Consider the following 14,160-nt stretch of genomic DNA (forward strand, 5'->3'; position numbering starts at 1 on the left):
CTCCTGTGATCAAGCTAATTGCCGCCCGCACAGATGGCATACTTGAAAAGGCAGTTGATCAGCTATGGCGTAAACCGGCCTTAGCCAGCAACCAGTAGATCTGCCGCAGCTCGTCCTGGCTTAAACTACTGAAGGACTCAACCGACAGTAAATGCGTTGGCTCAATGCCGAGCTGGCCTTCATTAAACCGTAGGCCGCTAGCAGGATCCAGTGCCACGCCCACGCCGTTGGCCTCAACCGTCAGTCCGCCTTCGCCCTCAGCCGTACTAAGCTGCAGCGACAACGCATTGTGTTCATCAAGCGCGAGCCCAGCACCCGGCTTGGAGCCGTCACCACCCACAAGCGCATAGGCGGTTGACGCCAGCGTGATTAGATCGTAGTAGTCCTGCTGAGCCGGCACCTTGCCAGCGCTGAAACGTTCCTTCAACGCTTTGACACTTTGCGTAGGCTGGACCAGCGGCCGAGCGGTGTTGTTTGCGCGCATGAGATATTTCTCCACAGTGTAATAAGGTGACTAAAGGTGAATAAGCGTGCGCCGTTGCATAAATCGTCACGAACCTATATTGGAGGGCGGCGAATCGGACCGGCGCGGCTGGTTTGATGAGTTCAACCGCGGCACATAAACGATTTGTGCGGCTTTGACGCTGGCCAACTCGTGCCAGGCTTGCGTGGCTGGATCGAGCAGATCGAGATTGGCCATATCGTCGTCGGTGGCCACATGCAGCACGTCCACGCCATCCGTTGGGCGCGGCACGTACAGTACCTCGGCGCTGCGCACCATCTCCTCGGTGGTCCACTGATGGTTAGCCGCATCCACCAATGCGGGGTCCCGCAACTCGTCTGCCGTAATTACGTGAGAGACACCAATCCCGATACTTTCGGCGTCCGGCAACCGTCCTAGCGCCAACTTCTCGAGCAACGCATAGGTCTTATCGCCCAATGACACGTCACTCGCCTGCGCTTGCCAGACCGCATAGTCATTCCCAAATTCGACAAATGCCGACTGATCGAGCCAGTGAATCTGCGAGTTCACATGCGCAGGCATTTCTTCTTGCACAATCTGCTCGACCCAGCGAATCACGTCATTGGGCTGATCAACTGCAATGGCCTTTGGACTGAGCCACTGCGTGCGGTTGAGCACCACCCCCACTTTGAAAGAGAATAAGTCAAGCTCTGGATCCTGCTCATGCTCTGGATCTTTCTCATGCTCTGGGTCCCTCTCATGCTCTGGATTCCTCTCATGCGTCCGATACCAGCGCGTCGAGTGAGTGTCTTGGGCGTTCGGCCATACATTACCACCGCTGTCTACCACCAGAAGCCCATTGGCCACATCCACCGATATCACTTCCCCGGTCCACGCCACCTCACGCAGCCCAATTTGCTGGCTCTGGCTCCTAGACGCAAAGCTTAGTTTTTCGCCCTCTTTAAATGAATTAACGCTCAATTCCACCCACAGGCGTTTTTCGCTAGGCTGCAACGCGCTTTGATCGGCTGCATACTGCAGCTTATATTCCATTCCATACAGCCAAATTTGACAACCGCTGCATTGCACGGTGCCAATGTTTTCTTTAATGCGCTGCACTTTCTGCTGCAAGACGGGGTTTTGGCCCAGATCCAGTGTCAAGGCACGCGCCTCCAGATTGATCTGCGTGACAAGCGCCCATTTTATTATAAATGGCTTGTCGCCACCCACAGCGATGCTGACCATTTGCCCAGCGCGTGGAAGATGGTCCTTCTCGGTGTCTTTGAAGACCAACTCGAGCGTCTTATCAGTAGCGCTCGCCGCGGTGGGTTTGGCATCAATAAATTTAGGATTAGGCATCTCTGGCAGCAACGCACGATATTCAATAAGATAAATCGGCAATTGAGACAAATCAGGTTTTGCATCAAACAACGCCGCGCCTATGCCCAGGCGCGCGGCAATGCGCTTGACCAGCGCCGAAACCTGATCGACTTGAACATGGGCCCGTTGATAGCCCAACTGCGCCCATTCAGAGAGCGCGCGTTGCTGAGTCGGTATAAAATCGTCTCCGGCAAACACGCGCGGCGCACGTGCGCTGCCAAAGTACCCCATCAGGTAATCAATAATTGCAAGCTCGCGCTCTTCACTCCGGAAATAATCAGCTTCGTCGGTTTGCTGTTTGCGCACAAAACTTAGCTTCGTTGGCAACGCGCCAAGCTGCCTTGCGCCATCAGTCAGCCATTGCTCAAACGGTTTTAAATACCTGCACAGTCGCACCTGTTTATCGTCTAGATCGACATGCTTGGGATTGCAGTCCTTGCCCACCTCGTCTTGCAGGCCGTAACATGGCGGCAACAACGACGCAATGTTAATCGCTTCATCGAGCTTGCGAGGCTGACCAGCCACTTTACCTTGCGGCTTTTCAGCATAGCGCGGCTCGCTCGGCATGTGCGCGGCGATGTCTTGCGCCAACGGCGTCAACCGCTGGCCGCGTTTATAAAGTTTTACCGGCGATGTAGAACTGCTCAGCATCTCGTCAGGTGATTCACCGTAGACGAGTGGGTAATGTCCGGCTTCGACCTCGCGAATCCATGGATTGGTAGTCTCCGCCTTATCTGGCGCATCACCCCAGTTCAATACGCGAACCCGTGTTAGTCCATCGATGGCCAATAAGCGCTGCGGCAGCCCACGCAGATCGAGCTTTACGGCCTGCGCCGGATCCCGTGCCGGCGGCAACGACGTGATCCAACCGTTGGCCAGCTGCGGCCCATTATAGATTGCCTCCGTCCCCGCTCCTCGTTCCCGCAACACCTGCGTGCTGGCTCGCGTTGGGCCCGGACGCAGCCAGTCCTCCACCTGCGCGAACACCTCGGCCATCACTCGTGCCGACTCTTGGCAATCATCTTCCAAATCTGCCTCAATCACCACTACAACCGACTTAGGCTGCAAACAGTCGATTGTGCGTACTTGCTCGCACAAGTTGCGGTGGCGACGCAGGCACTTGGCTGCTTCCTCTTTAGCCACATTATCTTTGATCCCGCGCTGCGGCTCCAACCAGACGCGATAGCCTCCCAGCAAACGCAGTTCCTTTGCGTCATCGGGAAATTTGTCAAACTGAAATTGCCGAATCCCTGGGCTATACCAATATGTGTAAGATTCGTCCAACGTTTCTTTCACCCAGTGCACGTTGCGAAAGTAGAATTGTTGGTGGCGTTCCTCGTCCAGACACAGATCAAGAATCACACGCCGATAATCATCGGCGGTGATTGGGTTACAGGCCAGTGCAGCGCCTGGGCCAAACTCTTTCGGAAACACATAGCCGTCGTTAGATGGTGGGGTCAGCAGGTCCACCAGCGGATGCGTGTGGCGGTATGCCAAATCCGCTATCCCGTAGGTGACGGCCTGCAATAACGTAATGCCCGGATCGTGATCACCGTAGTCCGTCCATTGGGATGCGGCATTGTCGATCGCGGCACGCGCACGCGCCCACAAAGTCTCGAAGTGAATCGTCTCTCGTAGGCTTGGATCGCTTAAATCAAAGTTGGTTGGAGGCGTGGTCATACTATCGGTAACATCCATATTTAGACTCGGGGGACCGTAGAAGAAGTTTGTGCAGTGTCACGCGCCTCGGCGGGGCAGGTCGTCGATTAAATGGGTGCCTGCGCCGTAGCGCGTTCTGGCTCCGGAAATTTAAGAATCAGCACCTCTATGCCATCCGCCGTGATCGATTTATAACCTCCGCCAATTTTGAGGTCGGTGACAGATGTCACCCACGGCAGCTGCTGCAACTCAGCAACCAATTGATAGTAATCGAGTGTATCGCCCAATGTGACGGGATGCGTGCTAGCCGCTTCCCCCCATGGCATGTAGCGACGGCTCAGCGATTTCTTGACCTGTGCGTAGCCATACTCAGGGTTCAGTCCATCGCGAAACACCAGTGTGTAATTAACCAGTATGTCCCGGTATTTCGGATTGCATAGCTCTATATTTAGCCACGGCGAAGCCCGTCCTAGGATATCGTCTTGCATCGCCTTGAGCCGCGTTGTGTTCAACATCGGCTTAAGCGGATCGCCGTTGTCCTGCTCACCGGGCTTGGGTACCACCACCAGTTGTTGCGTAGCGGCCGTATCCACCACGCGCACCTCATAGAGCGCCGGAAATCGATCCAACAGCAAGCGCTTAATGTCGCGCCAAGTCAGCGCGCGATCACGATGACTTAAGCGCTTGGCAGCGCGTCGATAAAAATCGGATGTTGTCTCCGGCGTTTGGCCACCTTCTGAATTCCACCGCTGAATCACACCTTGAATACCGTCGAGTCCTTGCACTGTGCGCGTGACGCTGCCCGCCACTCGCAATGGGTCCACACCACTTATACGGGTGGCCGTGACTGCGTTCGCACACAGCCCCACGAGCCATGGCATATCGGACGACTTGCTCGAATCATTTAATAACGAATTTATGTCCTCGAAGCGGCAAGCCAACCAGTAACGGCCGCGAGGCATTGCGCTGGCAGTGGTGCTCGCATCGTGCGGCAATACCACATGCCACAGGCCGCTCTTCGAAAAACCTTCAGTCGTGTCGCGCACCTGCGAATCCAGCGTGCACCACACGTTGTCTTGCCTCAAATAACTCCAGTGCAGTGCCTGCCGCTGGGGACTTTTAAGCTGCCACCACAGATCTAAGTCCTGGCCAGGCTTTAATCCAGTAAAACCTAAGAATAAGGTGCGGGCCGTCACCGGTTGTGCGTCATCGTCATGCACATATCCAAAAGGCGTCAACACGAACTGGGCGTCTGCTTTGCTCAGTGAATAGGTAGTCCGGTAGCTCAACTGTGCACGCTTCAGTTGCGGTGTATAGGGTGCATTCCACACTTGCTGCGACGTGCCATCAGTTGGCGGATTCATCATATGTGTCCAGTACGCCTGGTGCAAAAAATCGTGCTCAGCCAACTCGAGGCGTAGATATGGTCCGTCTCGCGGGTCTAAGCTATCGGGTAATGCGTGCGCCGGCGCACCGAACTCCCATTCGAGCGGCTTCGCTTGTGGCGCCTCTAGATTTGCTTCGCCTGCTTTAGTATCGAAGATAGCGAGCGGTTTCGAACTGCATTTCTTTGTAGTTTGCGGTCCGCGTGACGCCTCAATTTTGAACGATTCGTTTGTGAGCTTCACACCGTAGTTTTCATACCATTTCTCAAACGAGACGTTAGGTAAATCCAGCCACTCCGGCATAAGCGTCATCGTGATCTTCTTACCGCACCAGCGGCCCCAATCGGGCGCGGCTAGGTACACACCACTGCCGATTACTGGTGACTGGCCAAACGGATAATTTTTTTCAGTCAGCTTCGCCAAACCTTCATCGGTACTGAAACGCACATCGGCCGGCTGCGACACCGCAATCTCGATCTTCTCGATGGCTGGTACCGGTTGCGCACTCATGTGCAGCAGCTTTAGAAACGGCCCCTCGCCCGGCCAGCCGTCCAGCCCAGGCGACGCTTCGAAGGCCGGTGCGTCAGCGCCCAGTTGGAACACGGCAGTGGTACCCGGCTCGCTTGCCGCATCTATATTATTTAGCGCCAGCCATTTGCCGCGGCCGCTGACCGACGCTTGCAACTGGTTCACCGCGACCGCCTCGTCAAATGTCAGCGTCAACGTGCGCACCCCTCCGGCAAGCGCCAGCGCGGCCAAACTGAGTACCCGCCCAGTGGCAATCGGATACTCTGCGTTCGTACTCGCGGCCTCGCTGTCTTGAGTGGCAAACAACCGCACGCCAGCGTTGGGCCACGGCTGCTGTTCGCTCATTACCACGCGTGCAAGTCCCGCCGAAGCCCCCGGCACATTCGGGGCTGGCTGGCACCAGCGCAAATCGGTTAATTGCCCGGCATTGGCTAGTAAATCCTGGTCCAATGCGTAGTATTGCGGTGTATGTTCATGATCCTGACCGCCATCAAGCAACGTGCCGGCGGCCACAAGCTGCTCGCGCCATTGCGGCGCAAGCTGCATCGACACGGCCACCCGGTCGGGACGCGCTGGCCGCTCTGTGAGCCCGAGTGCTTGACGGTAATACAAGTCGCGATGCCGTGCAGCAAACGTGTTTAGCAGCGCCTGCGGCGTTTTAAGCGTCTCTAAAAACGCGATCAAAAATGCTTGATGCGGTTCCAGTTTTGTGCCATCTTGCAGCGCACGAATCAACGACTCGACGCCTTGGGGAAACCATACCTTATCCCAAGACAATTTGTCTTTAAAGGGACATTTAGCCGTCTCACTTTGCCAGCGACGCAGATGCCACGCGATGTCACGTGCATCTAGCACAAAATGCTGCTCTTGCTCGATCGGATCCGTCATCATTGCTTGCCCTATTTGATTAAAGCTCGTTATGGCTCGATTACTGCGCCCTCGCCAATAACTGCGTCGTGATAAATCGGCCCTTACCAATACTGGGCATCATTGGATCTGGTGCGCCCGACGAGTTTGTCGCTGGCACGGTCGGTATGAAGCGGGCACTAAACTGCTGCCCCTTAATAATCATTGGCGCACCTGTTGTGCAAAGCGGCGCTTGCTGATTGGGCAGCAGCTGCAGAATCATCACCCTCCCTTGCCCGCCGACGAATGGGCCCGCGATATACGTAGCTTGCGCCTGTACTTTTTTCTCATCCCCGACAATGCAGATCCGGCGCCCGTCGATTGTGGCGCCTCCCGTGCCACGGATTACCACCGGGCCTGTAACCGTCACCACTCGGTTGCCAAACATCGGCTCGAACATTACCGGATCATTGTCCACCACAATCCAGTCACTCATTGTTTGCTCCCCAGTGCATCCCCCCAGTCCAAACGCACGTCTACGGTCTCAACCGCATTGGTGCCCGGTAAGTGATACACAAGCTGCACCTGCAGCGTGGACGGCAGCTGCTCAAGCTGCGTGATTACCAGATCGTCGAGTGTCACGCGCGGCTCGTGGCGCAGCACCGCTTGCACAATTTCCGTGCGCAACTGTGCAAGTAGCGCTGCATTAATGTTTTGAAACACCGACGGCTGCAAGTCGCACCCATAATCTGGCCGCATAATCCGTTCACCTGGCTGGGTGCGCAGTAAAATCTCCAGGCTTTGCTCGATGTTTTCTTTATCCTCCACCGTCTCCGGCCCTTGCTCATTAAATGTGACTGGAAATTTCCAACCGGATCCATACAATCCTGTCAATGTATTTGCCATCACTCACCTCCTTCACTGTGCCCGCTGCACGGCAAACCGACTGCTGCTGTCCAAGCGAGCGCTAACGGGTTAAATCCACTTTGGCCCCCTTAACCGTGACGCCCGCCGCACCTTGCAACGCCAACTGCTGTTTTGCTTTAATCTGCGTTTGCGTCGCCACCACTGTGGCACCTTGGTCACTGTTGAACGTCATCGATTGTTTGCTATTAAGGGCGACCTTTTGCGCAGTGACCGAAACATCCTTTTCACTGTTGAGTGTCACACCTGTGTCGTCCTTTATCGTGACGCTATCCTTGCCATTTTGCAGCTTTAGCGACTTTTGCTGTGCATCAAATAACCATCCTTGCTGCGCGTCGTGTTGGCCCAGCACCAGCCCTTTCTTCGCGTTTTCATCACTGGGTGGATAAGGCGCGGTATTTTTGGGATTGTGCATCGAGCCCAGAATCACCGGGTAGCGCGGATCTTCATCCATAAACGCAAGGATCACTTCGTCGCCGGCTTCCGGATACAAGCATAGTCCCACGCCGTTGCTCGCGTACGGCGTGCCCAGCCGCGCCCATAATGGCGTGTCGCCTAGTGCCGGCAGCTTGACTCGCAGCCGCGCCAAATTGCCCTTATCTACTTGATGCTGCTGCACCACGCCCGTTGCGAGCCCCGGCGCGCGGGGCAGCACGCTCGCATCGACTGTACGCTGAACGGGCACACCAGTAGCAAGGGTTGTATGCAGCGCGCCCGCAACCCACTGATGGCCCACTTCGCTAATCATGCCTTGTCCATCGAATGCGGCGTCGAACCCGCTAAGCATCAACGTATCGCCTAATTCGTACTGTAGCGATGCCTGCGAACTTTGGACCGTCAGGTGCACTTGCACGCCGGCCGCCAGTTGCGCCAGGTACCGAGCATCGGCAAGGGCTTGCGCTTCGGTCGAGGTCATTGGTACCGAATACGTCAACTGCCAAGCAAGCTGACTCAGCGGCTTAAGAGCGGCCGGATCTAGGCCGCCCTTACCCAGCGTCGGTTTGGCTGCTTTCAATGCGCTGGACATCACCTGCTGTGTAACATCCCAATACGCGACACTGAGACTGTCAGCCAGTGTGTCGTTACGAAACTGCCATTGCAGATCGAGCACCGCCGCTTCGTCATCGGATGGACGGTGTGCGTAAATTGTGTGGGTCTTGCCGCCCAGTTTGGGCGGACCAATGTCTACGCCATCGCGCTTTGGGATCAGCCACACCCCATAAGCGCCAAGGCGCGCGCGCAGCCACTGCCAGTCCGAGCATGCCCACTGCACCAATTGCGGCAGCGTCGCGTTCATCCCCGTAACTTGCCCGACCTTCACGTTGTGCGCCTTCAACAGCTGCTGCAGCACGTCCGCATCGCTCTTGTCCTCGAACACCTGCGAGCGCTGAGTGTTCATCAGTGCCTGCAACGGGTGCTTCACTCGCACCGTCAATTGCCGCTCGCGCCAGTCCATGCGCTGCTCAGTCACGAGCCCTGTAAAAAGCTCCGCGTTCTTGAATCGGATGCTTAGCTCAGTGCCGGGCGCGCATGCTTTCGCCGCCTTCGCGCAGTCTTTCCACAAGCGCTCGCTCGCGTCGGCAACTGGCTCAAATACCACCGTCGCCGACGGAATCTGCTGTACCGCGCGGCGCGTTTCGATACGCACCGGCTTGAATGTGTCGAGGATTTGGCCTGCGCATTGCACTACAACATCCTCGGCTTGCCAGAGTGTCGTCATACACGTGCTCCGCGCCCGGCCGGCGGGATCGAACCGGTGGTGTTGACGTCACGGCCGTTTGGCGCCACGGTGTCCGGGCTGCTGTCAGGCCACAGCAGCGTATCGCCGGGAGTGATTGCCGAGAGCGTATCTAGATTGTTTATGTATGCAAGCGCCAGATAGTCAATCGGCAGACGCCCCGGCGAGCGCGCGGCTATGAGCGGCAGCGTGCTACGATCAGACACATGCACCACCGATAGCGGACCATCGGGGACTGCTCCAAGGTTTAGTGACCGAGCGCTGGCACGTCCCATCCCTGCAGCCCGTAGTGAGCGCTGCTCCACGCTAGGCACTTGTCGACTGCCCCCGCCGGCGCCACGCATTGGACGAGCGCTTCCATCACTAGTGGCCGCACCCGCCTGTTTGTCTTCCAGCAGCTCCAGCGTCGCGCTCGCACGTAGTGGCGCGCCTTTGCGGTCAAACAACGTATAGCGCACCGACAAACGAGTCATGCGTCCTGCAAAATAGCCATCGCCGTACCAACTGAGCTTGCCCCACGTGACTTTTAAAAACCGGGTTTCGTGGCTACGGCCATCCACCACCCCGCACAACGTACGCAGTGCCCCCAACTGCTTGTCTACCTCGTCATCGTTGCCTGGTAACGTACCGTCAAACAGCAGCGGCACACTCAGCTGTCCAGGACGCAGGCTCTTAAAACTATTGGCTAACGTCCGGTCATTGAGCGCTTCATTCACTTCGTACTCGGCTTCATACGTCAGCTCAAGCGACTCAGGGTTGTACATCACTTCGAGGCTACCCACCTCCTGCTTGAGCTCACGGTCGAGATACGCGGTAAGTTTAAGTTGCGCCAGGCCGCCTTCGGTCACACTGTCGAGCACGCTCATCGTTGATTCTCCCAATGCAGGCGGATCGCCTCGTTAAGTTCATCATGCAGCTCGCGCTTGAGTTGGCGCATCACTTCACGGGTGACCTGATCAATCAGCCGCGCTTCGCGTTCCCGCTCGCGCTCGCTTGATCTGTCATCACTAATATGGGCTTCAATGACAAGTTCTTGAATTTCGATCATGCATTAATCCCCATAAACAGCAGTTCGTGGTACGCGAGTTCAAACCGATTAATCAGCACCGTATTGCTCGTGGCATCTAAATCACCGGTTTCCCACTTCAGCGGCATTGCATCCGTGGCTGTCCACGTGCTCACCGGTAGGTTTACATCGTTGAGCAACATAACAATGGCCGTTAAGTAATGGCTGTCAAATTCGCCCAGCACACTGTTGAAGATGGACGTTAGCGGCGTAAGCAGCATCACGCCACGCTCAAGTACCAACGTACCGTGTGTAAGCTGCTCTGGCAGGTGCACATTGCCTTTGTTGTCCCCGCCTTGCCGATGCTGCGTGACTTGCAGCTCGCGAGACAACCCCGAGATCCGTTGAAATGCGATATCCACGGGGCTGGGCACCGCGCTGATAAAAACGGTCGCGATAAATCGATGAGCAACCGACGGGGTAAAGAAGTCGAGGTCGTTCATTTCACGCCTTTTTTGAGTTCAAGTCCAACGCACTACGGTGAGGAACCGCTTGTACCGAGCTGCTGACGGTGGACTCTCCGGTATGGATTTGCAGCTGTAGCTCAATAAATTCTGCCGGGTACTGTAAGGCTAACCCAACATTAAGGCGCATAAGACCCGTATTCGCTTCGTCGGCCGTCATACTTTCATGTAGGCCAATCTTCAGCCAAAACGCGTCGCTTTCCTGCGTGCCAAAGAGGCCGCCTGCCAGCCACAGGCGTCGCAGCCATGCGCGCGCTACGCTTTTTAGCTTGAGCCACGTTACCGCGTTGTTCGGCTCAAACACCGCAAAGCGTGCTAGATCGCTCAGATGTTGCTCAACATAGCTCATCGTGCGTCGCAGTTGTACGTACTGCCAAGGAGACTGCACGTTGTTTGCCGACACCGGTGCTAGCGTGCGGCATCCCCACACCCGCACTCCCCGTGCTGCAAAGCTACGAATCCGATTCAACGTGATCCCATCAAAGCTCGCCATCGGCATGGCGTGACACGTCGGCCCTACCACACGGGCGAGCGCGACATTGGCCGGCGCACTCCAAATCCCGCGTTCACGATCCGTGCGCTGGATTACCGCCGCAACTGCACCCGAACTGGGCACAATGAGCTCGTCGCCTGTTGAACTGGACCGGTTCGTTCGCAAGCGCGGCCAGTACAGCGCGGCATGAGTCAGCGCATCGCCCAAGTCCAATTTTGCGAACTTATCGAGACATTGCCTTACTTGCCCGGGGTCATCCGGGCCATCCAGCAAAACAAACGCACGGGCTTCACGCGCCGGTGCAGAAACCAATACTTCCCACGCTTCAACCCACCGCTGTACCGCATCCTTATCAAGGCCGTCCATAAGCACGAGATCCGGCACAGCAAGTAACGTCGCTTGAGGCGCTTGCGCCCAACAAGCCTCCCAGGGCACCTTGTTCAAATCCTTTTTTAGTGTGAGCGGTCCCGACTCCCTATACGTTGATTGAGACCCTAACGACAGCGCATAACAGCGCCCACCTCCTTGGTCAAAGTAATGACATACCGTGTCATAAAGGGCAAATGGCGGCACACGCGACAGCCCGGGGCCGCCCAGTTGCGCCTTAAAATCATCTGGCGACGTGACCTCGCACACAGATGAAAGCGCGCCCTTCTCGGTATAGCCGACAAACAACGGCACTGCCGTCGGTAACGAAACCGCTGCAGGGCCAATCGGCGTGCGCGTCACACTTACGCCAAGTTCAGAGTGAGCCTGCATAGGTATTCTCGGTCAGGTAAAGTTTTCAGGCTAAGCGGCATAAACGGTCAACTCACTAAGGGTTTATTGGTTGGCTTAGCGAGCAGCCGTTGAACTCCCACCTTGCCATTGCATGAGCTGTAAAATAATGAACTCAGCCGGGCGTACAGCAGCCATACCGACTTGCACAATGAGCTTGCCCTGTTTGATATCATCTTGGGTCATTGTCTGGCCCCGGCCCACCTGCACGCGATACGCTTCCTCCGGCTTTGCACCCTGTAACGCGCCCAGACGCCATAGCGTGTGCAAATAATTGTCCAGCGCTACACGCACCTTTTGCCAGGTCGGTTCGCTATTCGGCTCAAACATCACCGCGCGCATCGCCTGCTGCATATCGCGCTCGGCCGCATTGAATAAACGTCGCACTGGGATGTAGCACCACTTTTTACTGGTGAAGGCGAGCGTACGAGCCCCCCACACCAGCGTGCCTTTGCCTTGGAATGTGCGTAGCGCGTTAATACCTTGCTTCTGCAGTTCACTTTGCTTTTCATCACTGATGAGGATGGGCGTCGTGCTTAAATCAGTGCCCTTGCACTTAGCCTCAAAGAGTTGCTCGACGCCAGCCACTGCAACATTGGCGGGCGCTTTCCACACGCCGCGCGTGCGGTCAGTTTTCGCATACAAGCCGGCGACTGCGGGGCTGGCACGCAGTACAACCGGCTTTTCATGCTGAATCTTGTCAACCAATTCCTCGTCGATGGACTGGCACAACGCTTTTGCGTTGTCTAACTTTCGCAAACCATCTAGATTTTTGACTTTTTCATCTGAATAACCTTTTATTACGATTTGGTTATCAGCCGGAACCATTGGACGATAGCGGGTCTTCAGGGCCGGATAATACACCGCGGTTTGCGCTGCCGTCACACCCACTAGCGGCTTACCATCGTCGCTATCCGCCAGTAGAAAGTAGCCCCCCGGCTTGTCCAGCAGCGTATTGAACGCTTCATACACTTTTTCACTTTCAGCAGTCCCACCGACCCAATCGCAATAGCACAATAACGTGATGTCGGGGTATGCTTGAATCGACTTCTTCAGTGCAGCCTCCAAATCGTCTTTCTTTAAATCGACCTTCTTCAAATCTACCTTCTTCAAATAGTCTTTTAGTGCATTAAGCGCAAACACATAACACGGCCCTCCGCCATTATCAAAATAATGGTGCACCGCATACGCTGCCCAATTAGGCTGGTATTCAACGGTGCATCTTGGCGCTTTCGCGTTTCCGTCACTCCCTTGTGATTCTGTTGAGCGTGGAGAAGAAGGAGGCATCGAAGAAGGCAATGTAATGGTCACCTCCGGCCGCGCTCCGCTCACAAATTGCCGCTCGAACGCCAACCAGTCGCTCACTGCCACACAATCGGCCGGAGGAAATTCAGCCTCTAAACCATAAAAGTTGCCGACAAACAGGGGAATAGCTGTTGCTCCCGAGGACACACTGAAAGACAAATTGGCGTCTTCTTCGACATACACGCCTGGGTAACTGACTTGTACTGGCATGTTCACTCCTTTCTGGTTCAGCGGGGCAGATTACACTTGTGCCAAAGTCCCAACACAGCCTGTCCCAAGCGGCTGGGCTCACGCCGGCACACTGGCCATATCCTGCGTCATTTGTAAAATGATAAATTCCGCAGGCCGTACAGGCGCCAGCCCGATCTTTACAATCAACCGGCCATCATCAATCTCGTCTTGCGTCATCGTCAGGCCCAAGCCAATTTGTACAAAATACGCTTCATCGGGCTTCGATCCTTGCAAGCCGCCCTGGCGCCACACCGCGTGCAGATAGTTATCAATGGCCGCGCGCACTTTCTCCCAAGTGGGTTGGCTGTTTGGCTCAAACATTGCGGCGTGCATCGCACGGCCAATATCTTTTTCTACTGCGTTAAACAGCCGCCGTACCGGCACATATCGCCAACGGTCAGTGTCGGTTGCCAGTGTGCGGGCACCCCAAATGAGCGGATCGGTACCTTGAAATACTCGGATTAGGTTCAGCGGCTTATCTTGTTTGTTATAATCGCCTTGCAGTGTGTCCGACACACGCTCCTTAGGCTGCACGCCGCCTTTAAGCCCAATATTAGCTGGCGCCTTCCACACTCCGCGTTCCCGATCTGTGGTGCATACTGCTCCGGCTACGGCTGCGCTGGGCGGAATATTCACATCCGGCGCCCAATCGGCAACTAACCACGGTCCATAGACCGCCGAATAAGCCGATGCAGTATAGCTACCCATAATCTTGCCAGGTTCCACTGGCGTGGCGCCAGGGTCCGCTGACGTGGTGCCAGATCCCGCTGACGTGGTGCCAGGGTCCGCTGACGTGGTGCCAGATCCCGCTGACGTGGTGCCAGATCCCGCTGACGTGGTGCCAGGGTCCGCTGACGTGGTGCCAGATCCCGCTGACGTGGTGCCAGATCCCGCTGACGTG

At 56.1% G+C, this 14,160-nt stretch carries 13 protein-coding genes; 1 reads left to right on the plus strand and 12 read right to left on the minus strand.

Annotated elements, in window-relative coordinates; all coding sequences use genetic code 11:
* Window positions 1–58 precede the first annotated feature (58 nt).
* The 12 genes from B0O95_RS13750 to B0O95_RS13805 form a co-directional block, all read right to left on the minus strand.
* Window positions 59–499 (minus strand): hypothetical protein, encoded by a 441-nt coding sequence (locus B0O95_RS13750; RefSeq protein WP_146064087.1) that lies wholly within the window; start codon window positions 497–499, stop codon window positions 59–61.
* Window positions 500–550: 51 nt separating this feature from the next.
* On the minus strand, window positions 551–3,541 hold the full coding sequence (locus tag B0O95_RS13755; protein WP_146064088.1) for a hypothetical protein: 2,991 nt from the start codon (window positions 3,539–3,541) through the stop codon (window positions 551–553).
* 68 nt (window positions 3,542–3,609) lie between these two features.
* Window positions 3,610–6,303 (minus strand): baseplate J/gp47 family protein, encoded by a 2,694-nt coding sequence (locus tag B0O95_RS13760; protein ID WP_233203380.1) that lies wholly within the window; start codon window positions 6,301–6,303, stop codon window positions 3,610–3,612.
* Between the two features lie 40 nt (window positions 6,304–6,343).
* On the minus strand, window positions 6,344–6,757 hold the full coding sequence (locus tag B0O95_RS13765) for a hypothetical protein (RefSeq protein WP_104078387.1): 414 nt from the start codon (window positions 6,755–6,757) through the stop codon (window positions 6,344–6,346).
* A complete protein-coding gene (locus B0O95_RS13770) occupies window positions 6,754–7,167 on the minus strand; it encodes a GPW/gp25 family protein (protein WP_104078388.1) in 414 nt (137 codons plus the stop codon). Before B0O95_RS13770 ends, B0O95_RS13765 begins: the two co-directional genes overlap by 4 nt.
* A gap of 61 nt (window positions 7,168–7,228) precedes the next feature.
* Window positions 7,229–8,905, minus strand: coding sequence for a phage baseplate assembly protein V (locus B0O95_RS13775; protein WP_104078389.1), 1,677 nt, complete (start codon window positions 8,903–8,905; stop codon window positions 7,229–7,231).
* On the minus strand, window positions 8,902–9,789 hold the full coding sequence (locus B0O95_RS13780; protein ID WP_104078390.1) for a CIS tube protein: 888 nt from the start codon (window positions 9,787–9,789) through the stop codon (window positions 8,902–8,904). The genes B0O95_RS13775 and B0O95_RS13780 overlap by 4 nt, the downstream gene beginning before the upstream one ends.
* A complete protein-coding gene (locus tag B0O95_RS13785) occupies window positions 9,786–9,971 on the minus strand; it encodes a DUF5908 family protein (protein ID WP_104078391.1) in 186 nt (61 codons plus the stop codon). The genes B0O95_RS13780 and B0O95_RS13785 overlap by 4 nt, the downstream gene beginning before the upstream one ends.
* Entirely contained in the window at window positions 9,968–10,432 is a 465-nt protein-coding gene (locus B0O95_RS13790) for a phage tail protein (protein ID WP_104078392.1), read from the minus strand. Before B0O95_RS13790 ends, B0O95_RS13785 begins: the two co-directional genes overlap by 4 nt.
* A 1-nt stretch (window position 10,433) precedes the next feature.
* Window positions 10,434–11,705: a phage tail sheath C-terminal domain-containing protein gene (locus B0O95_RS13795; protein WP_104078393.1), complete on the minus strand. Its 1,272-nt coding sequence runs from the start codon at window positions 11,703–11,705 to the stop codon at window positions 10,434–10,436.
* A gap of 75 nt (window positions 11,706–11,780) precedes the next feature.
* Window positions 11,781–13,238, minus strand: a complete 1,458-nt coding sequence (locus B0O95_RS13800; protein WP_104078394.1) for a phage tail sheath family protein — start codon at window positions 13,236–13,238, stop codon at window positions 11,781–11,783.
* A 78-nt stretch (window positions 13,239–13,316) separates the two neighbouring features.
* Complete coding sequence (locus tag B0O95_RS13805; RefSeq protein WP_233203382.1) at window positions 13,317–13,967, minus strand: phage tail sheath family protein; 651 nt, start codon at window positions 13,965–13,967, stop codon at window positions 13,317–13,319.
* Window positions 13,968–13,971: 4 nt separating this feature from the next.
* Here B0O95_RS13805 and B0O95_RS16715 point away from each other — a divergent pair.
* Window positions 13,972–14,160: hypothetical protein (locus B0O95_RS16715; protein WP_416171944.1), on the plus strand; the 189-nt coding region annotated here is incomplete at its 3' end.

The organism is Mycetohabitans endofungorum (genome assembly GCF_002927045.1).
In the GTDB taxonomy this organism is placed as follows: Bacteria; Pseudomonadota; Gammaproteobacteria; order Burkholderiales; family Burkholderiaceae; genus Mycetohabitans; species Mycetohabitans endofungorum.